The organism is Methylophaga thiooxydans DMS010 (assembly GCF_000156355.1).
Classification (GTDB): domain Bacteria; phylum Pseudomonadota; class Gammaproteobacteria; order Nitrosococcales; family Methylophagaceae; genus Methylophaga; species Methylophaga thiooxydans.
In genome coordinates this window covers 208313-228834 of record NZ_GG657897.1, presented here as the reverse complement: position 1 = coordinate 228834, position 20522 = coordinate 208313, and the positions used below count along the sequence as shown (strand labels likewise).

At 45.8% G+C, this 20522-nt stretch carries 24 protein-coding genes; 4 read left to right on the top strand and 20 right to left on the bottom strand.

Translation table 11 applies throughout. From position 1 onward, the window contains the following. Positions 1-15: 15 nt before the first annotated feature. From MDMS009_RS08020 to MDMS009_RS07985, 8 genes are all read right to left on the bottom strand, one after another. Positions 16-1026: a class 1 fructose-bisphosphatase gene (locus tag MDMS009_RS08020; RefSeq protein ID WP_008291078.1), complete on the bottom strand. Its 1011-nt coding sequence runs from the start codon at positions 1024-1026 to the stop codon at positions 16-18. Positions 1027-1196: 170 nt separating this feature from the next. Then, positions 1197-2012: a formylmethanofuran dehydrogenase subunit C gene (locus tag MDMS009_RS08015; protein WP_008291065.1), complete on the bottom strand. Its 816-nt coding sequence runs from the start codon at positions 2010-2012 to the stop codon at positions 1197-1199. Further along, positions 2009-2914, bottom strand: a complete 906-nt coding sequence (gene fhcD, locus MDMS009_RS08010; protein WP_008290983.1) for a formylmethanofuran--tetrahydromethanopterin N-formyltransferase — start codon at positions 2912-2914, stop codon at positions 2009-2011. Before fhcD ends, MDMS009_RS08015 begins: the two co-directional genes overlap by 4 nt. Then, positions 2911-4578: a formylmethanofuran dehydrogenase subunit A gene (locus tag MDMS009_RS08005; RefSeq protein WP_008290971.1), complete on the bottom strand. Its 1668-nt coding sequence runs from the start codon at positions 4576-4578 to the stop codon at positions 2911-2913. The genes fhcD and MDMS009_RS08005 overlap by 4 nt, the downstream gene beginning before the upstream one ends. 12 nt (positions 4579-4590) lie before the next feature. Continuing rightward, positions 4591-5865 carry a formylmethanofuran dehydrogenase subunit B gene (locus MDMS009_RS08000; protein WP_008290873.1) on the bottom strand — a complete coding sequence of 425 codons (1275 nt, stop codon included), beginning with the start codon at positions 5863-5865 and terminating at the stop codon, positions 4591-4593. A 97-nt stretch (positions 5866-5962) separates the two neighbouring features. Beyond that, positions 5963-6529, bottom strand: a complete 567-nt coding sequence (locus tag MDMS009_RS07995) for an SPOR domain-containing protein (RefSeq protein WP_154646998.1) — start codon at positions 6527-6529, stop codon at positions 5963-5965. A gap of 7 nt (positions 6530-6536) precedes the next feature. After that, entirely contained in the window at positions 6537-8294 is a 1758-nt protein-coding gene (argS, locus tag MDMS009_RS07990) for an arginine--tRNA ligase (protein WP_008290953.1), read from the bottom strand. Between the two features lie 106 nt (positions 8295-8400). Then, positions 8401-10584 (bottom strand): primosomal protein N', encoded by a 2184-nt coding sequence (locus MDMS009_RS07985; protein ID WP_008290956.1) that lies wholly within the window; start codon positions 10582-10584, stop codon positions 8401-8403. Positions 10585-10870: 286 nt separating this feature from the next. On the opposite strand from MDMS009_RS07985, the gene folA reads away from it, so the two are divergent. Then, positions 10871-11362 (top strand): type 3 dihydrofolate reductase, encoded by a 492-nt coding sequence (folA, locus tag MDMS009_RS07980; protein WP_008291052.1) that lies wholly within the window; start codon positions 10871-10873, stop codon positions 11360-11362. Here folA and MDMS009_RS07975 read toward each other — a convergent pair. Beyond that, positions 11352-11585: a TIGR02647 family protein gene (locus MDMS009_RS07975; RefSeq protein WP_008291163.1), complete on the bottom strand. Its 234-nt coding sequence runs from the start codon at positions 11583-11585 to the stop codon at positions 11352-11354. The two genes, folA and MDMS009_RS07975, sit on opposite strands and share 11 nt — an antisense overlap. 136 nt (positions 11586-11721) lie before the next feature. Here MDMS009_RS07975 and MDMS009_RS07970 point away from each other — a divergent pair, with 136 nt between their 5' ends. After that, positions 11722-12066: a pentapeptide repeat-containing protein gene (locus MDMS009_RS07970; RefSeq protein ID WP_008290894.1), complete on the top strand. Its 345-nt coding sequence runs from the start codon at positions 11722-11724 to the stop codon at positions 12064-12066. Here MDMS009_RS07970 and tatC read toward each other — a convergent pair. The 10 genes from tatC to hisB all read right to left on the bottom strand — a co-directional run bounded on the left by tatC (position 12063) and on the right by hisB (position 17228). Continuing rightward, complete coding sequence (gene tatC / locus MDMS009_RS07965; RefSeq protein ID WP_008291165.1) at positions 12063-12791, bottom strand: twin-arginine translocase subunit TatC; 729 nt, start codon at positions 12789-12791, stop codon at positions 12063-12065. The two genes, MDMS009_RS07970 and tatC, sit on opposite strands and share 4 nt — an antisense overlap. Further along, on the bottom strand, positions 12784-13068 hold the full coding sequence (gene tatB / locus MDMS009_RS07960) for a Sec-independent protein translocase protein TatB (protein WP_008290994.1): 285 nt from the start codon (positions 13066-13068) through the stop codon (positions 12784-12786). Before tatB ends, tatC begins: the two co-directional genes overlap by 8 nt. 20 nt (positions 13069-13088) lie before the next feature. After that, positions 13089-13331 carry a Sec-independent protein translocase subunit TatA gene (gene tatA, locus MDMS009_RS07955; protein WP_008291080.1) on the bottom strand — a complete coding sequence of 81 codons (243 nt, stop codon included), beginning with the start codon at positions 13329-13331 and terminating at the stop codon, positions 13089-13091. 9 nt (positions 13332-13340) lie between these two features. After that, positions 13341-13679 (bottom strand): histidine triad nucleotide-binding protein, encoded by a 339-nt coding sequence (locus tag MDMS009_RS07950; RefSeq protein WP_008290880.1) that lies wholly within the window; start codon positions 13677-13679, stop codon positions 13341-13343. Continuing rightward, entirely contained in the window at positions 13676-13996 is a 321-nt protein-coding gene (locus MDMS009_RS07945; RefSeq protein WP_008291045.1) for a phosphoribosyl-ATP diphosphatase, read from the bottom strand. Before MDMS009_RS07945 ends, MDMS009_RS07950 begins: the two co-directional genes overlap by 4 nt. Further along, entirely contained in the window at positions 13993-14373 is a 381-nt protein-coding gene (gene hisI / locus MDMS009_RS07940) for a phosphoribosyl-AMP cyclohydrolase (protein WP_008291018.1), read from the bottom strand. The genes MDMS009_RS07945 and hisI overlap by 4 nt, the downstream gene beginning before the upstream one ends. After that, positions 14373-15146: an imidazole glycerol phosphate synthase subunit HisF gene (gene hisF / locus MDMS009_RS07935; protein WP_008291108.1), complete on the bottom strand. Its 774-nt coding sequence runs from the start codon at positions 15144-15146 to the stop codon at positions 14373-14375. The genes hisI and hisF overlap by 1 nt, the downstream gene beginning before the upstream one ends. 7 nt (positions 15147-15153) lie before the next feature. Then, the gene (hisA, locus tag MDMS009_RS07930) at positions 15154-15903 is read right to left on the bottom strand and encodes a 1-(5-phosphoribosyl)-5-[(5-phosphoribosylamino)methylideneamino]imidazole-4-carboxamide isomerase (protein WP_008290965.1); all 750 of its coding nucleotides are present in this window, start codon (positions 15901-15903) and stop codon (positions 15154-15156) included. Between the two features lie 28 nt (positions 15904-15931). Beyond that, positions 15932-16573 (bottom strand): imidazole glycerol phosphate synthase subunit HisH, encoded by a 642-nt coding sequence (gene hisH, locus MDMS009_RS07925; RefSeq protein WP_008290982.1) that lies wholly within the window; start codon positions 16571-16573, stop codon positions 15932-15934. A gap of 61 nt (positions 16574-16634) precedes the next feature. Continuing rightward, on the bottom strand, positions 16635-17228 hold the full coding sequence (gene hisB / locus MDMS009_RS07920) for an imidazoleglycerol-phosphate dehydratase HisB (protein ID WP_036311247.1): 594 nt from the start codon (positions 17226-17228) through the stop codon (positions 16635-16637). A gap of 97 nt (positions 17229-17325) precedes the next feature. Between hisB and fnr the strand changes: the two genes are divergently transcribed. Together fnr and MDMS009_RS07910 are read left to right on the top strand one after the other, a co-directional pair. After that, a complete protein-coding gene (fnr, locus tag MDMS009_RS07915; protein WP_008291091.1) occupies positions 17326-18075 on the top strand; it encodes a fumarate/nitrate reduction transcriptional regulator Fnr in 750 nt (249 codons plus the stop codon). A gap of 112 nt (positions 18076-18187) precedes the next feature. After that, entirely contained in the window at positions 18188-18907 is a 720-nt protein-coding gene (locus tag MDMS009_RS07910; protein WP_008290887.1) for an OmpW/AlkL family protein, read from the top strand. Between the two features lie 49 nt (positions 18908-18956). Here the strand turns inward: MDMS009_RS07910 and murJ are convergent, their stop codons facing one another. Beyond that, positions 18957-20498 (bottom strand): murein biosynthesis integral membrane protein MurJ, encoded by a 1542-nt coding sequence (gene murJ / locus MDMS009_RS07905; RefSeq protein ID WP_008291116.1) that lies wholly within the window; start codon positions 20496-20498, stop codon positions 18957-18959. Positions 20499-20522 lie beyond the last annotated feature (24 nt).

Below are 20522 nucleotides of genomic sequence, written 5' to 3'. Positions count from 1 at the left end.
AACACCTTTTAAGAATCAGCTTTGCTGATGATATTTAACGAGCCTTTCCACTTCATTTTTCGATCCTAAAATGACAGGTACTCTCTGATGAATATCGTCTGGTTGTACGTCAAGAATGCGTTCATGCCCGGTCGAACTCACACCACCCGCCTGTTCAATAATAAAGCTCATTGGGTTTGCTTCATACATCAAACGTAATTTACCGCCTTGCTTGGCAATTTTACTGTCAATGGGATACATGAAAATGCCTCCACGGGTAAGAATACGATACACCTCAGCCACCATTGAGGCATTCCAGCGCATGTTGAAGTTCTTTTCGCGATTCCCTTCTGTGCCCTTTACACATTCGTTGACATAACGCTGTACAGGTTCTTCCCAGAAGCGCTGGTTAGACATATTAATCGCGAACTCCGCAGTGTCTTTGGGGATGTTCATATTAGGGTGAGTCAAAATAAACTCGCCGACATCGCGATCCAGTGTAAAGCCATTCACACCGTGTCCCGTTGTCATAATAAGCATGGTGGAGGGCCCATACACACAAAAACCGGCACAGACCTGCTCGGTTCCCTTTTGCATGAAATGTTTTAAGGTTGGGTTTTTTACCCCTTGCGGGCAACGCAGGATTGAAAAAATTGTCCCTACGGAGAGGTTAATATCGATATTACTTGAGCCATCCAGGGGATCAAAGCAAATCAGATATTTACCTTTGGGAAACTTGGCAGGAATCTGAATGATATCTTCAATTTCTTCAGACGCCATAGCAGCTAAATGGCCAGTCCATTTCAGATGATCGACCATCACATCATTGCTAATGATATCGAGCTTTTTCTGATCTTCACCCTGCACGTTTTTTGACTCAGCATAACCGCCCAGGCCAATAATTCCGCTGCGTCCAACCAGATGAGATATTTTTTTACAGGCACTGACAATATCGCCCAGCAAACCAGAAAGATCACCGGTCGCACTAGGGTTAGCGCGCTGCTCTTCTACGATAAACTGAATAACCGATTTACCGGTATCGGACATGTTTTAGCCTCCAAGCTGGGTGTGTTCAGCAACCTTTGCTATTAATACTAACAATCTAAAGCTAAACCACGTTGGAGACAATGGCAACCCGACTGAATGTCGGGTCGCCGACTTTTCTGATGCAGTTCAAATATTCGCCCGCACACAGGCGAAAGACTGGCTTTTATAGCTCAAATTTTAACCAGAATTTCGCCCATACCGATACCGGAAATATCACCCGCATAACGTTGAACGCGAGAAAATGGCTCGAGCGTAGCAAACTGACTATCCAGCTTTTTGAATGAAGCAATCATCAACGGTAAAAAGGCCAGTGTGTGTGAACCACAGTCATTAAAATTGGCTGATAAACCGTGTTGTGGTGCTTGCGTGAGTAGCAAAGTACCACGTTTCATCGCATAACCAAGATGTTGTCCGACCTGGCCTAAAACAGCAATCGTGCCCGACACCATCCGTGAACCACAGTAATTACCCGCATTGCCTTCAATCAGGATCATGCCGCGACGCATATGATCACCGGTACGTTCACCGCTATTACCGGTGATAATGACGGTGCCGCCTGTCATGCCGTTTTTATAACCAATACGAGCGCCACCAACAAAGTCTCCGGCATTACCGTCAACTTTGATCTGACCGCCTTTCATTTCGCACGCGGTATAAATACCCGTATTACCATTAACCGCTATTTCACCATGCGTCATAAACTGGCCAAGATACGCACCTGCATCGCCATTTACTGTAATACTACCGGTCGACATGCCATGACCAATATGGTCCAGCTTATCCGTACTGTTTTCGAAGCAGATTTTGGCTATATCCGTGCCTGAGATATCAAATAACTCATCAACTCTGACTTTCTGATTACCAACCACTAAGGTCAAAGCAGCAATCTCATCAACCGATTTATCCACTAGCTTATCGGCCGTCAGCGCTGCACAATCAATCCGTTGCGCAGGTGGATTTTTCAGGGTGAATGTTAATGCACTCATGCCATGATCTCCTGCAAATGGAAGTGGAATGGACCAAGTTTGCCGCCGTAGTTACCTGCACTGATGCGTTTTATGCCGTTTTCAGCGCCTAATTCACAAGCAGCCTGAATCCCTACTCTCATCGCTTTGTTGATGTCGTCTTCGGTGAGGCCATCAATGACGATTTCCATCACTGATTCCACCTCTGGCGAAAGCTCTGTTTTGGTCTGCCCTTTCAGGGTTGGACAGAAAGCATCATTGGTTGAAGCATTCAAAGCTTTGTATTTAGACCCCACCTTAGAACCTGAACGAACCACACCACCCGGGAACGGCATAATCACATTAGGGATCTTCTTCATCTCACGAATAGCGGCTTCACAGGCTGCCAACGCTTGTGGCTGAGACTCAGCCAGAATCAGAAAATTACCACCACCTACGGAGGCACGCATACCGGTATTTTCTTGAGTTAAAAACTCACCGTCCATGACGGGAATACGCCAGTAGCGTTTACCGTCAATCATTTTAGAAATCTGATAACCGTCACCAAAGAATCGTAAGTTCTTGCCTAAAGGAATCTCTTTTCCTTCTTGGTCCATTTCCAGGCCAGAAAATAAGGCGGATGTCGGCGAAGTAAGCACACACTGACCAGCGCGGGTTTCAACCTGTTTGGCTAAACCCTTACCACCCATTGCAAAAATAAGACAAGCCACACCGGGACGACCATCCGGCGTTTCATGGGGTTCTAAAGTGCGCTCAATTGAGGCTTCACAACCACAAGCGATAACCGATGTCGCAAACCCTGTAAAGGCCGTTGCCGAGTTCATTGCCCATTCAAGATTTTGTGCGGTAATAATGACGCGAGTACCACGCATTGGAAAGGCTTCGGCAAATGTTGCGTCTATTGTGACGCCGTTGATGATCATAGTCTGCCTCCTTGCTTCAACGGCTGTATGGTCAAACTACCACGACCATCATCCACAATTTCATCATCACTGATTTTGAAGTTACCCATTTTCATTGTGTGGTACTGGTCAAAATAAGCTTTAAGTGGTTTTTCAATACTGGCATCGTATTCTGGTTTCACCACATGCGTGGTGCCCCACGTCACTTTGACTATCTCACCATTTCTGACAACCATCTCACCATCTTTGAAGACATAGTCTGGTTTACTGAACATTTTTTCGCGGTCAGTATCATCGGTATATACCGTGATATCCGCCGCCGCGCCCACGCCTAAGTGACCACGATCTGCCAGCCCCACCAGCTTGGCAGCACCGGCACGGGTCATAATCGCAATGTCATACAAAGAATATTCACGATCCATAGACGCCAGATGTGTTGCGTTCTGCGCTTCAGGGTGCAAGGTTGATAACATGTCGTTACGGAATGATTTATCCATCAACAACTTAATCAGATGTGGATAACTGGTGAATGGTGCACCGTTCGGGTGATCCGTGGTCAGGAATATCCGCCATGGATCATCTACCATCAGGAAAGTTTCCAGACCAATCATCCACTGCAAGGCATTTACAAAGCTTTGATCTTTGTATTTGAACGGCACCACACCACAACCGGCATCACACTCAATATCCATACACACCCACTTGTTTGGATGAGCATGCGGCGCGCCAGCAAACTGGCGCATATTATCGCCTGATGCTGTGACTGTTTGCCCAAACAGGATCTGACCAACGTCTACCGTGATGTTTTTATTACGGTTAATCGATTCTGCAATTTCAGCCGCACCCGATGAAAACTTGAAATCACCTTCGGTGCCATAGCTATGGAACTGAATATGGGTTAAATGCATTGGCAAACCTTCAATACCTTGAATGGTATCTAAGGTCGTGTCTTTATTACCCGGTACACCTAAGTTACAACCATGTACATGCAAAGGATGTGGCACACCGAGTTCGGTTACCGCACGCGATAAACGTTGCAGAATTTCGCGGGGTGAAACGTTATAAAAACTGTTTTTTTCATCTAAATCCAATTGACGCTGATTGAATTTAAACGCGTTAATACCACCCGGGTTAACCACTTTCAGACCTATTGCCTGACTATGCGTCATGGTCCAGGCTACGTAGTTGTTAATCGCTTCCTGATCTTCATTGGCCGCCATCATCCTAAGCAGAAAATCATCACTGCCCAGCATGGCATATCCACCTTTATCGATGATCGGCGTGTCATGCATTTCCATATGTGCCTGACGTGCATTGACCGGTAATACTGCCGGTTCAAAGCCTGCGGTATACCCCATCTCTGCGTAGCGATACCCCGTCGTTAAGGTACTCGGTGCAGCATGGCCGCAACCACTCCGCATTAACTCCGTGCGTTCAATCAAGGCTTCAGCATGATCTTCTGGCAACATGGTACGGGCGATATTAACCTTACCACCGCCGATATGAGTGTGCATATCGATAGCACCAGACATAATGACTTTGCCGCGCACATCGATTTCTTCATCAATTTTGCCATCGGTCGGTGCATCGACAATTCGACCGTCTCGGATGTAGATATCACCAACAACATCATTGAGCCCATGCTCGGGATCGAAGATGCGTCCACCAGTGAGTTTTTTAAGCATTTCAGTCTCCGTTTACAGGGCTTGTTCAACAGCTGTCAGCACGTCATAAGTGCTGGGCAAGCCGCTGTCACGTAATTTCGTCAATGGCAGAGATACCACACTGTCGCAACGGAATGTGCGTCCTTCATGGTCAATACCGGGAACACCAACAGGAATAAACACTTCCGGTTCATTCTCGAAGGTCATGCCTGAGCGACCTAAAACCACCGTGGCCGCATTGCTTGGCGGTGGTGTGGTTTGTGTATTGAAACTGGATATCCATAACAACACATCGACCTCACCATCATCCAACATGCGCTGACCGCGATTCACAAACGGGTCGTAATCCGGCATATTACGGCTGAAGCTGGTTCGCATCGGATAACCTGACTGCCATGACGACACCGCATTGACGGTGGTATCACCCTCTTTTCCACCTAACGGTAAGCCATTACAACGTGTGGTGTTATTAATTTCTTTAATCATCTCGCAGATGTTTTGAATCGTCACTTCTGCATGATCAATATTCAATTGCGTACCAGACCAACTGATTACTGAGTATTTTGCTGCATTTAATTTTTCAGCAATGGCAGCCAAGTCAGCGGCGGCAATACCCCCTACGGTTTCTGACTGTACCTTTTTGCCTTTCACTAATGCCCGTAATACTGAGATGACTTCTGGTAGATCCGCATCATCACATTCCAGCACTTCTGCTTTACGGCCACCGGGTGTGGTTGAAGCTTCGCCTGAAGGCTTTTTGCCCAGATAAATAATTTCCCGCGATTCAATTTCCTGGCCAAACATACTTTCCTTTGGCCACACTATGCGCTCGAAAAAACGCGGAAAAGAGGATTCGATGTCAGTACCGACAACCAGCAACACATCAACCCGGTTTCTGACTTCCGTTAGTGTTGTTGTCATGTAGCCGCTGTCCTGCAACACCAGAATATTTCTGAATGCGGCATCAGAAAACTGACTATCAACAGTGGCGCGACTGATATCCGCTAATGCCATTGCTGCTCTGGCACCATTTAAGTCGGTTCCCATACCACCGATTAACGGCTGTTTGCTGTTTTTCAACAAACTAGCAATATGATTTACCGCCTTATCCAGCGAGACTTCCTGCCCTTTTACGCGCGGTGAAAGATCCGTAATCGGCGTTTCAAACCCAGGTTTGGTAACTGCATCGCCGTTTTCTTTCACCGTGACCGTATTACCCTCAACCTGCACCACCAGATCATCAGATGCAATACCGCAGAAAGGACTGGCAACATCACGAAAGATGCCTGCTTCAGTGTTTTCCGTCATATCGGTGTCCTCAATCAAATAATAATCATAAAAATTGAATCAGCAGGCCAGTATTGCAAGCAATAGCAGAGGTGTCGCGCTTTTCTTTGCTAGGGCATCAGCCGTGTTTGGCTCGCAACAGCAAAGAATCAATATCATTTTGGCGTAGCTGCTTTTGCACCGCATCGGCCTTATTACGACCAGCAATAGGACCAACCTGAACGCGATGCCATGTATCTTTGTTGTCTATAGTAACGGTCTGAACTTTAGACTCAATACCTAATAAGGCTAACTTGGCACGAAATCCATCCGCATCGGCTAATTTTTTGAATGATCCCACTTGAATCATATAACTCGCTGTCGGTTCAGCCGCAGGGGGGGCTTCAGGCTGAGGCTTAAGCGTTTGCGGTGGAGAAGTCACGACCGGTTGTTTGCCTTTATTTTTATTTTCTACCACCACTTCCATTTCTGGCAGCAAGGTATAAAAATCAAATGTCGGCTCAACACCTTTTTTTTCTTGTTGTTGGTTTTTATTGTTGGTCTGACTGGTTTTGTCTTCCGGGATATTGTCCTTGATGTGCAATAAGAACATGATGAAAGCCCCCACTGCGAAACTCAGCAGCATCGGCCCCCAAGGTAAAGAACGGGAAGTGTTATCGTTTCGGGTATTTCGTTTAGCCACCATTAGCCTCTTACATCGATTCCGGTGCGGATACACCCATCACGGTAAGTGCGTTTTGAATCACCTGACGCACCGCTTCAATCAGTGTTAAACGCGCTTGACTGAGTTCATTATCATCCACAATAAACTGGTGGGCATTGTAGTAAGTATGGAAGTCACGCGCTAAATCGGTCAGGTAATGCGCCAGCAAATGTGGTGTGTGATTTAACGCAGCGGTTTCCAGAATTTCTGGGTATTTAGCCAACATGGTCATTAACGCATCCTCATGCGTTTCCGTTAGGCGATCGAGGTGTTGTTCACCAGTCGCCTTATCCCAGGCGTGGCCGCGTTCGGTCAATTGTCTAAACACACTACAAACACGAGCATGGGCGTACTGTACGTAATAGACCGGATTATCGTTGCTTTGTGATTTTGCCAACTCCAAATCAAAGTCCATATGTTGATCGGCACCACGCATCACGTAGAAGAAGCGCGCGGCATCTTTACCGACTTCATCACGAAGCTGACGCAAGGTGACAAATTCACCACTACGCGTTGACATACCAACCTTTTCAGCGCCTCTGTACAAAACAGCAAACTGCACTAATAAGACTTTCAACTGATCGACATTTTGCTGCATGGCCTGCATCGATGCTTTCACCCGCGGAATATAGCCATGGTGATCAGCACCCCAGATATCGATGATTTCATCAAAACCGCGTTGGTATTTGTTGAGATGGTAGGCGATATCCGAAGCGAAATAGGTTGCCTGACCGTTATCACGAATCACCACACGGTCTTTTTCATCGCCATAATCTGTCGATTTAAACCACCATGCGCCTTTCTCTTCGTATAACTGACCGGCCTGTTTTAATTGTTCGATAGCTTTCTCTACTTCACCGGATTCAACGAGTGACCGCTCTGAGAACCATTCATCGTACTCGGTACCAAATTCAGCTAGATCATCACGAATATCACCCAGAATCGCATTCAACCCTTTATCAAACACAATGCGGTAATTCGCTTCACCTAACAGCTGTTTGGCTTGATTGGTCAAACCATCAATGTGTAATTCTTTATCACCACCCTGTGGTTCATCAGCAGGTACACCATCAAACACCGCGTCAGCCGGATGACGGAACTGCTCTGCAAACGTTTGTTTGAGTTCAGCGGCAATATCGAGGACATAGCTCCCCTGGTAGCCATTGCTTGGAAAGGTAATGGTTTCACCACAGGCTTGCAGGTAACGTAACCAAACGCTCGTACCCAGAATATCCATCTGGCGTCCCGCATCGTTAACGTAGTATTCACGATGCACATTGAAGCCCGCGGCATTGAGCAGACTACTGACTACCGATCCATAAGCTGCACCACGACCATGCCCAACATGTAAGGGGCCGGTGGGATTAGCAGAAACAAATTCCACCTGTACTTTTTTACCCTTACCAATCTGGCTTTGACCGTATTTCTCTGCTTTAGACAGGATTTCTTTGACCACCTGCTGACTGGCTTCCGCCGACAGGAAAAAGTTAATAAATCCAGGACCGGCTATTTCAACCTGAGTTACAACGTCACTGGTCGGTAATGCTTCAACAATATCCGTGGCAATTTGGCGTGGATTCATTTTGGCTGGTTTTGCCAGCATCATCGCAATATTGCAGGCGAAATCACCGTGCGTTTTATCTTTAGTGCGCTCTATCTGAATCTCGGGGAGATCGATCTCTAACCCGTGTTTTTGAATAAAAATGGATAACGCCTGGCCAACCAGGTTTTTCAGTTGATCTTTCAACGTTGTGAAGCCTTGAATGCAAATTGAATGGTGTCGCGCATTTTACCCGATCCACAGGGTGGATTACATCCTTGTTTTGGCAAGGTTTAACTTAACGGTTCGAGTTTCAGAGTAGATCCATCGGATCGATATCAATTGACCACCTGAGTTTCCGTGCCAGTTTATGACTGCCAATTGCCTGAATATGTTGATCAAGTAATTGATGTAAGGGTTTGCGTTGTTGGCAAGTCAGTAAAAGTTGAGCGCGGAAACGGCCTCCCTTTTTTTCCATAATTGCGGGTACTGGACCGAGAATTAAAACGTGCTGTTGTTGTGTCGAGTGCAAAATACTGGTGACGGCTTGTAGAAAATCCATGGCCTGATGGCGTTCTTGCGCTTCAGCACGAATCACAGCCCAGTTAGAAACCGGGGGCATTGCCATATCAATACGCTCTTGCAATAAATCCTGTGCGGTTTTTTTATAGCCCTGTTGGATTAAACTTTCCCAGAAAGGATGCTGAGGTTGCTGACTTTGTATTATCACCTCCCCTTTTTTATCTCCTCGCCCTGCTCGACCCGTCACTTGGGTGATCATTTGTGCCAAATTCTCGGTTGCACGAAAATCAGCACTGTATAAGCCTTGATCCGTATCTAAAACACCAACTAAGGTCACATCATGAAAATCATGACCTTTGGCCAGCATTTGTGTGCCTACCAAAATTCTAGCCTGCCCCTGTTTGATGTCTGCAACGATATCGTTAAAGGCATTCACCCGTTGCGTGGTATCCCGATCCACCCTGACCACAGCTGTGTCAGGAAAGAGTTTTTGTAAAACCTGTTCTATTTTTTCGGTACCGGCGCCATAGCTTTTAAGTTGTTTAGACTCACACTCAGGGCATGCTTCAAGCAACCGTTGTATAAAACCACAGTGATGACAAAACAGGATGTTGCGTTGCTGGTGCACGACCATTCTGGCATCACAATGCTGACACTTCGCTTGCCAACCACAGTCATGACACATCAATACTGGCGCATAGCCGCGGCGATTGATAAATAAAATAACTTGATTGCCGGCATTCAAATGCTGATGCATGTTTTTTAGCAATAACTGACTTAAGCCATGATCAGGATGTGCAGCATTACTGTCGATTAGCTGTACTTTAGGTAATGCTGCGCCACCTGCACGCTGCTTCAGTTGCAGTAATTGATAACGTTGTTGTTCGACTTGGTACAAACTTTCCAAGGAAGGGGTCGCACTGCCCATTAATACTGGGATCCCTCTTTTTTGAGCACGGATTAAGGCGACATTACGGGCGTGGTATTTCAAACCATCTTGCTGTTTGTAGGAAGCGTCATGTTCTTCATCAATGATGATGAGGCCTGCATCGGGCAAGGGTGTAAAGACTGCAGATCGCGTTCCGATAATGACTTTTGCCAATCCGCGTTTCGCTAATAGCCAGCCTTGCTTGCGATCACCATCGGATACTGCAGAGTTCAACACTACAATATTGGTATTTAAGCGTTTCTTGAAACGGTCAACGAATTGCCCGGTTAAACCGATTTCAGGAATTAGAATTAAGACCTGCTTTCCTTCCGCGATGATCTTTTCTGTGAGCTCAGTATAGACCTCGGTTTTACCACTTCCGGTAATACCTTCTAGCAAAAACGGTTGGAATTGGGCTTTTTTTTGCCACACCGCTTCAATCACAGTTTTTTGTTTATTATTCAGCTCAAATGGAACACTGAGTTCAACCTGAGCAATGGGCAGTTTGGGAAAGGGTTCTTGTTTGACTAGATTTTTTTGTTCGAGCGCTTTTAACGATGAGAGAACAGTGCCTAAATGGGCTTTCATTGCAGCCTGACTAATCCCATCAGGGTAATCGTTTAAAAAGTCGATACAGGCTTGCTGCTTTGTTCCTAATTTCTTATTGCTTTGCTGATCGGTTTTAAACCACCAGTTTTCTAGCTGTAAATCACTCGTTTCACCCTTTCTAAGTTGTTTTGGTAGGGCTGCCTGGAAGCATTCTCCGAGAGGGTGATGATAATAACGGCTAACCCATAACACTGTTTGAAGGATTTCTTCAGGTATTAATGCCTGGTCGTCGAGCTTTTCATCAATAGCTTTTAATTTCCTTGTATCGATATCGTTTGTTACGTCACGAGCTTTTATGACGATGCCAATACAAGAACGGTTTGCGAAATTAATCCTAACTCGCATTCCTGCTTGCCAATGATTTTCTGGTTCCTCAGAAAGGTAATCAAATAATTGTCTCAGTGGACAAGGAACGGCGATTTGAAGAATGCTAGTCATTAATTAAACATAAAGAAAGAAAGATATTTTTTTAGTGATGTTAATGTTTAATGCCTGTGGATTGTTGAATAGATCTGTTTAAGCGTGTCAATTCAGTATCTTAACTTGATCTTAGCTTGTTGATAACTTTGATCGTGCGGAATGGATCTCTTGTGGATAAAAATGCGACTTATCCACAGGTAAAGTTATCCACAGCTTGTGATCGATCTTATTGGGCATTTATACAAGACTTATTATGCTGCCTATTTACGGTATCCTTGGCAGGTATTTTTAGATGAGAGTTAGTATGGCTATAGCAATTATTGTGGCAATGGATGAGCAACGTTTAATCGGACGAGAGAATGATCTTCCGTGGAAGCTTTCTGCTGACTTGCAGTACTTTCGTCGCACCACAATGGGGAAACCCATCATAATGGGAAGAAGTACCCATGAATCGATAGGCAGGCCTTTACCTGGACGACAAAATATCGTGTTGACCAAACAACAGGATTATCAGGCTGACGGCTGTGAGGTGGTCAATTCAATAGAAGCTGCGATGGCTTTATGCAGTGATGCCGAAGAAATGATGGTAATGGGCGGTGCATCGCTATATCAGCAACTATTACCGCTAGCAGATACGCTTTACCTGACACGGGTGCATGCCAGTTTGACGGGGGATACCTGGTTTCCTGAATGGTCTGAGCAGGACTGGATGTTAATCAGTTCTGAAGACCATCAGGCAGATGAAAACAATGAGTTTGATTACAGCTTTCAGTGTTATCAGCGAATTAGGAAGTAATGATCCTCAGCGCATGCTGTAGGTGCTCAGCCGCTTCATAACCTAAATCGGTCAGATAGCCACCATCATGTTGGGTGATTAACCCTTTTTCAAATAAGTTTTGTGCTGCATTAATCAGGCCTTCTTTAGCGGTATTGTGAATTTTGATACCAGCTTGCGTACTATCCAAAGGGAATTGCAGTAATACTTCAATTTCATCAATCAGGTGTTGTTTGATTGTCATTCGTAGCGCCTCTTTGCGTTGAGAGTTTCAATTAACATAGCACAATAAAATCCTCTGCGAAGCGTCATTTTTCCACCATTTACAATCACCCAAAACAGGTTGTAATCTAAGTAAAGTAATTCAAAGGAGAATGAATATGACGACACCTGTGATATCGGAGCATCCGCTCTACCGCTTATTGCGTGAAGGTAAGATTGATGAGTTTAATCAACGTGTTGCGGCAGGTGAGCAGGTGGACTTAACCTCATGCGATTTTCGTCACCTAAATCTGCAAGGCTTGATTGCAAAAGGTTTAGACTTTTCCAATAGTTATTTTCGTCAGGCTGATTTGCGCGGCATAGACTTTAGTCAATGCATCAGTATGAATGGGGCCAGCATTCACGCGGCTAAAATTTCTGGTGCTTATTTTCCAGAACAGGTGAGCGCTCAGGAAATTTTACTGTCATTAGAGCATGGAACACGTATGCGCAGCGCTGGCTAGTCTTCTTGCGACTTTTTGGGTAACCAGCGGGCACTCAGCAGGCCTAGTTCAAATAACAGCCACACAGGCACTGCTAGTAAGGTTTGAGAGATAATATCGGGTGGCGTTAGCAACATACCAATGACGAAGGCGCCGACGATAATATAAGGGCGTTTCTGCTTCAGGCTTTCAATGCTTGATGCACCCGTCCAGACCAGCAATACGGTTGCAATGGGAACTTCGAATGCCAACCCAAAGGCAAAAAATAATTTCAGAACAAAGTCCAGATAACTACTGATATCGGTCATCACCGCGACGCCTTCCGGTGCGGCCTGTGTTAAAAATCCCAAAACTATCGGAAAAACCACATAAAACGCGAACATAATACCGAGAAAAAACAGCAAGGTACTGGCAAACAATAATGGGTACACAAGCTTACGTTCATGCTCATAGAGACCGGGAGCAATAAAAGCCCATAACTGATAAAGCAGAAATGGCACTGCCATCATAATCGCAGTGCTTAAGGTCAGCTTAAACGGGGTCAGAAACGGCGAGGCCACTTCAGTGGCGATCATGGAACTGGTTTCAGGTAAATGCCTTAATAACGGTTCCGACAAGTAGATGTAGAGATCATTAGCAAACGGAAATAGGCAAACAGCAACCAATAAAACCACCAGAACGCTACGCAATAAGCGATCGCGCAGTTCAACCAGATGCGAAATCAACGGTTGCTGATCATCATCCATTCTGGTCTTTATCCTTTGCTTTGTTCGGTTTGCTATCGTCCGGGAAGGCGATGTTTTCGTTGAGATCCGGCATATTGTCAGGCTTTTTCAGTGCATCTTTAAGTTCTTGTGCACGCAATTCTTTAGAAATTTCACTACGAATTGATTGCAAAGAAGCCTGCGCCCGACCAATCCATAAGCCGGTAACACGGATTAATTTGGGAAGACGCTCAGGACCGACCACAATCAAGGCGACGACCGCAATCAATAGGATTTCCCAAAAACCGATATCAAACATAGTTGACCTGTTGGCTTAAGTTAGCGGGAGGTTTTATCCTTATCCTGCTCTCGGTGCTGTTGGCTAGCGTTGTCATCATGTTCAATCACACCGTCTTTGTCTTCATCCGCCGAGTCTTTGCCTTCTTGCATTGAGTCTTTGAAATTTTTAATAGCGCTACCCAGATCACCACCTAATGAGCGTAGCTTTTTAGTGCCAAACAATAACACTACGATCACCAGAATAATCAATAACTGCCAGATGCTGATACCACCGATACCCATAATGTGCTCCTAATTAAAGCCAGGCAGTTTTTTACCACCGAGTAAATGTATATGCAGGTGGTCGACTTCCTGCCCCCCTCCTGGTCCTGTATTGATAATGGTACGAAATCCGGTTTCCAATCCTTGCTGTTTAGCTAAAGCAGGGAGTGCTAGCAGCATATGTGACAATAGAGCAGCGTCTGCTTCAGTGGTCTGATCCAGTCGTGCAATATGCTGTTTGGGGATAATCAGTAAATGCACATCAGCTTTGGGGGCAATATCTTTGAATACATAGATCCATTCATCTTCAAACACTTTGTCTGAAGGAATTTCACCACTGACAATTTTACAAAATAAACAGTTACTCATTCTTTGCTCCTGCTGGCTTTCTCGTCCAGACCGGATAATCCAAAGCGACGATCCAATTCATCCAGAATCAATTGTGGATCAATATCATTATGCGCCAGTAATACCAGACTGTGAAACCACAAATCCGCGGTTTCATAGATGATTTCATCGCGCACACCACCTTTGCCCGCAATCACTGTTTCTACCGCCTCTTCACCGAGTTTTTTGAGGATCTTGTCGATACCTGCAGCGTAGAGGCTGGCAACATAAGAGCTATCAGCATCAGCGTGTTTGCGCTCATTAAGGACGTGATTCAGTTTGGTGATGATATCGCTCATGAGTAAATCTCTTTGGGATCTTTCAATACAGGTTCGATCGCTTCCCAGCGATCGTCTACCAGTTTGTTGTAAAAGCAATGATGACGGCCGGTATGGCAAGCAATGCCGCCGTTTTGTATTACTTCTAACAATACGGCGTCGTTATCACAATCTAAGCGAATGGACTGAATGATTTGCTGATGACCGGATTGCTCACCTTTGTGCCAGAGCTTTTGTCGGGAGCGAGACCAATAAACAGCATGACCAGTTTCAGCGCAAAGTCTTAATGCTTCTTTATTAAGCCAAGCTAAAGTTAATACCTGTTTGGTTTCAAACTCTTGAGTGATAACGGGAACCAAGCCATCTTGATTCCACTTTACCTTATCCAGCCATTCCATCAGAGTCTTACCTCGATACCTTGATTTGCCATCTGTTGTTTCGCCTCGGCGACAGTATGTTCACCAAAATGGAAAATACTGGCGGCAAGAACGGCATCGGCGTGACCAAGCTTGATGCCGTCGGTCAGGTCCTGCAGTTTACCAACACCACCCGATGCAATAACAGGCACATCAACGGCATCACTGATAGCGCGGGTAAGATCGAGATCAAAGCCGGACTTGGTACCATCTTTGTCCATACTGGTGAGCAAGATTTCCCCCGCACCCAAGGCGACCATTTTCTTTGCCCATTCCACCGCATCAATCCCGGTAGGTTGGCGACCGCCATGAGTAAAGATTTCCCACTTATTGATTTCACCTTCAGCTGAGACTTTTTTGGCATCAATCGCGACGACGATACATTGTGAACCAAATTTGTCGGCGGCTTCACGAACAAATTCGGGGTTTTTAACGGCAGCAGAATTAATGCCGACCTTATCGGCACCAGCATTGAGCATACGACGAATATCTTCGACAGTGCGAATCCCGCCCCCTACCGTGAGTGGGATAAAAACTTGGCTGGCAACGGCTTCCACGACATGAACCATAGTGTCCCGTTGATGATGGGTGGCGGTGATATCCAGAAAGGTAATTTCATCGGCACCTTGCAGATCGTAGCGTTTGGCCACCTCGATTGGATCGCCGGCATCACGAATATCAACAAACTGTACGCCTTTCACTACACGACCAGCGTCGACATCCAGGCAGGGAATAATACGTTTTGCGAGCCCCATATTGGTATCAGAACTCCAGCGGTGGGTTGAGCTTATCCGCCAGTTCCTGTCCTTTTTTAAGATCGATTGTGCCTTCGTAGATGGCGCGACCTAAAATGGCGCCCATTACACCTTCATCTTCTGCAGCACACAACGCTTCGATATCGTTGTAGTCAGTAACACCGCCTGATGCGATAACAGGAATCTGAATGGCGTTTGCCAGTTTGCGTGTTGATTCCAGATTGACGCCCTGCATCATGCCATCACGGCTGATATCGGTATAAATAATCGCTTCCACACCGTCTTGTTCAAATTGCTGGGCAATATCGATGACATCGTGATTCGATAGTTTAGACCAGCCATCAATCGCGACTTTACCGTCTTTTGCATCAAGGCCAATGATGATGTGGCCAGGGAATTCAGCACAGACATCACCTACAAAGTGCGGTGCATTGATGGCTTTGGTGCCGAGAATGACATAACGCACACCGGCATGCAGGTAGGTTTCAATGGTTTCTTCATCACGAATCCCGCCGCCAACCTGCACATCAAGTTCAGGGAATGTCTTACAAATTTTGTGAATCACTTCGGCGTTAACTGGGTTGCCAGCAAAGGCACCATCCAAATCAACCATATGCAAACGTTTCGCACCGGCTTCTACCCATTGCCGTGCGACCGCAACAGGATCTTCAGAGAACACGGTATTATCTTCCATTCGACCCTGACGCAAACGCACGCAGTGACCTTGCTTGAGATCAATGGCAGGGATTAACAACATATTTTTTTCTCCGTTAATTGGGCGGGTTTCAACTCTGACCGTCCCAGTTTACAAAATTTTCAAGTAATTGCAGGCCAGCACGCTGGCTTTTTTCCGGGTGAAACTGTGCGGCAAAAATATTATCGCGATGTAATGCCGCTGCAAATTTTTCTGGGTACCGACTGGTACCAGCAATGACGGCCTCGTCTGCAGGACTGACAAAATAGCTGTGAACGAAGTAGAAACGACTATTTTGTTCGATATTGTTCCATAAAGGGTGAGCACAAGTTTGTTCAACCTGATTCCAGCCCATATGCGGGACTTTGAGTTTATTGCCTTCAGCATCAACCGGTTTATCAAACAAAGTGACTTCACCTGGAATGATATTCAAACCCGTGGTGCCATTGTTTTCTTCGCTGTGTGTTAACAACGCTTGCATACCCAGACAAATGCCCAGGAAGGGTTTGGTTTGCGCGGCTTGCGCGATAACTTCATCCAGCTGCAGGCGTTGCAACTCGGCAATGCAATCTCGGATTGCACCGACGCCGGGAAATAACACATGACTGGCGGATAGGATGGTACTGGGATCCGAAGTAACCTCTACGGTTACCTTATTGGAAACCGCTTCTAATGCTTTGGAGACAGAGCGAAGATTGCCCATGCCATAGTCGATAACTGCTACGCGACGCATGTTAGACCTGTATGCAAATTTCTTAGAGTAATTGAGACGATAAATTTTTTAGTTCAAAAAATTATAACGCCCCTTTGGTAGAGGGTAATTGTTCCAAAGCACGTTGATCTAATGCCACAGCCATACGCAGAGCACGACCAAAGGCCTTAAAAATCGTTTCGGCAATGTGATGGGCGTTACGGCCCTTCAGGTTGTCAATGTGCAATGTCACGCCCGCGTGATTGACCAGCCCTTGAAAGAACTCATAGAACAAATCGACATCAAATTCGCCGATTTTGTCACGGTTAAAGGTGACATTAAATTCAAAACCAGGACGACCCGATAAATCCAAAACAACGCGAGATAATGCCTCATCCAACGGCACATAAGCATGACCGTAACGGACGACGCCTTTTTTATCGCCGAGTGCTTTCTTTAAGGCCTGACCGATAGTGATGCCGATATCTTCCACAGTGTGGTGAGCATCAATGTGTAAGTCACCATTGGCTTTTATTGAAAGATCAAATAAACCGTGACGAGCAATCTGCTCCATCATGTGATCAAGGAAAGGGACGCCGGTCTCTGCCTGGAATTGACCGCTGCCATCCAGATTCAAAGAGACATCGATCTGGGTTTCCAGCGTATTTCGCGCTACGGTCGCGCTGCGAGTGGTCATTGTTAGTCCTGAATTTGACAATAAACGGAGATAATAACTGTTTCTAACAAGGGTTTGAAGGGTTATTATAAGCCATGTCGTATTTATAGGATCCACTATGGCCCAGTCGAGCAACGTTACACCGTTATTCAATGACCTCGCCAAAGTTGAACATGACCACAATATTGCCTGCCAAGACTGTGCTCTATACAGGCTCTGCCTGCCATTAGGGTTACATAGAAATGATCTTGCGGAACTGGATGAAATCATCCAACGCAGTCAAAGTTTTCCGCGTGGCCACGCTCTGTTTAATACCGACACATCATTCCATTCTATCTTTGTTGTGCGCTCAGGCTCGTTTAAAACCACCGTGCAGGCTGTTGATGGCCGCGAACATGTCACCGGATTTTACTTTCCGGGTGAGTTTATTGGCATGGATGCGATTTATGCAAAAGCCTATAAATCCACAGCCAAATCCCTGGAGAGCAGTACCGTTTGCGAGCTGCCTTTTGAAAAGCTGCAAGAATTCAGCGCCACTATGCCGCAACTGCAAATTCAATTAATGTCACGTTTGAGCAGAGAGCTTTCGGGTGATAAAAGCCTGATGTTTTTGTTAGGTAAAAAAACGGCAGAAGAAAAACTAGCCACATTTTTATTGTCTATTTCCAAGCGTTTTCAAGACCGTGGTTTTTCCGCCGCAGACTTTCAGCTGACCATGTCTCGTGGTGATATTGCCAACCACCTGGGGCTGGCAGTAGAGACGATAAGTCGTTTATTTACCCGCTTTCAGGATGATGGTTTGATTTATACCAAGAATAAAGCGATTTCTCTGCGTGATGCTGAGCGGCTCAAACAACTCTGTGGCTAAGTTTTCACTTTAGCGTAACGATTATTGATCTAGGTCAATGCGGCCAGAATGCGTCTCCACGACAATATTATCCAGATTGATGGAAAAGCTATGTCCGTGGAGGAATGAAAACGTGAAAACAACAAAACTCGCTACTATCCTACTTGCTGCAATAGGCTTATCAGCGGTTACCGCTCCTGTGTTTGCTTATGAAGCGGGTGATTGGCTGGTTCGTGGTCGTGTGATTACCGTGGCGCCAAATGATGATAGTGGCCGTCTATACACTGATGCGCTCTCCCCCGGCGCTTACACTAGCATTGGTGAAGGTGTGAAGGTCGATAATGACACGGTTCCCGAGCTGGATATCACCTATATGATCACCCGAAATTGGGGTGTTGAATTGATTCTGGGTTTTTCAGAACACAATGTCGCTGTTCACAAAGGCGCTGAGATAACTGCTAGAGGTCTGGGTATGAACGGCTCTAGCCAAGTGATCGAGTCGAAGGTTTTACCACCGACCTTATTGCTTCAGTATCACTTCAGACCTGACGGTGATGTACGCCCCTACCTAGGTGCGGGTATTAACTACACTTACTTTTTCGATGAAAAAGTGCCCAGTAGCTCATTGGTTGCAGCACAGGGTGATGATATCAAGTTGGATAGCTCATGGGGCTTGGCAGTTCAGGCCGGTGTTGATGTCGCCTTAAACCAAGACTGGTTTGTAAACTTTGATGTCAAATATATCGACATTGATACCGAAGCGCATTTTGATGGCACCGCTGCCGCTCGTCTCAAAATCAATACGGACATCGATCCATTCGTTTGGGGAGTGGGTATCGGTCGTCGTTTTTAGCCCCACATTTTGTCCTCGTCGTGTTTGACCCTCTTCGGAGGGTCTTTTTTTATCTGCTCAATGGACGAATCAAGGTATTGATTCTGATACCGAATAAAGCCAGCAATACAAAATAGACCGCTGCGGAGCCGAAGATTAACCCTGCTAGTTCCGCACAACGCTGCCACACATTCCAGTTAGTCCAGATCTCAGCGGTCGGCATCAGGATCAGCAGAACGCTTAACAAACCGGCATTTGAAATCAACAGTTTCAGACTAAATAAAGCCCAACCCGGATTAGGTGTATAGACATTGCGTTTTCTCAATCCGATATAAAGCAATCCAGCATTGAGTGCAGCGGACAAGGCGGTGGCTAATGCAAGGCCGACATGTGCAAGGTAGATCATCAAAATAATATTCAGAACCATATTGCTGACCATAGCAATGATGCCAATTTTGACCGGCGTCTTGGTATCCTGCCGCGCAAAATAGCCTGGTGCCAAGACTTTGATGAAAATAAACGGTAATAAGCCCAGACCATATGCCATCAGACTCAGTGAGGCTTTGTGTGCATCACTGCTGGTGAATTCACCATATTGAAATAAAGTGATTAACAATGGCTCTGCCAACACAATCAGGCCGATTGCTGCAGGTGTCCCTAATAAAAAAACCCACTTTAATGCCCAGTCGATGGTGTCAGAAAACGCATCGGCGGACTTTGACGCATGTTTTTGCGACAAACTAGGCAGAATGACTGTGGCCAGTGCGATGCCAAACACACCCAATGGAAACTCTACTAAACGGTCTGAGTAATATAGCCATGAGATACTGCCAGTAACCAAAAAAGAAGCTAATAACGTATCCAGCAGTAAATTGATTTGCGCCACCGACACACCAAACATGGCAGGAATCATTAATTTGATGATTTTTTTAACACCGTCACTGCGCCAACCCCATCGTGGTCTGGGAAGTTTATTGATGCCAAGCAAAAACGGTAGTTGAAACACTAGCTGCACGACACCACCGATAAACACCCCCCACGCCAATGCTTTAACAGGTTCATCCATGTTGGGAGCCAGCCAAATTGCACTACCAATCAATGACAAATTTAGGAACACCGGGGTAAAGGCCGGTACTGCAAACTTACCAAAACTATTGAGAATCGACCCTGCCAGTGCAGTTAAAGAAATAAACAGGATATAGGGAAAGGTGATCGTCAATAATTGACCAGCTAAGTCGAGTTTATAGGGATCAGCAATAAACCCTGGAGCAAAGACCATGATCAATACGGGGGCTGCCAGCATGCCAATGGCGGTTATTAGCATCAAAATGGCCGCTAACGTGCCACTGGTCCTAGCAATCAACTCCCGGAGTGGTTCATCGCCCTTTTCCCGAAACTCGGCTAAGACAGGAATAAAGGCTTGGGAGAACGCCCCTTCGGCAAACAAGCGACGTAAAAAGTTTGGGATTTTAAAGGCGACAAAAAACACGTCAGCCCCGAGGCCTGCGCCAAACATACGGGCAATTACAATATCGCGTACAAAACCAAGAATACGTGAGATAAAGGTCATCACACTGACAACTGCGGTAGACTTAAACAGCTTTTCGCTCATGCATCACTCTACGTGTTCAGAATT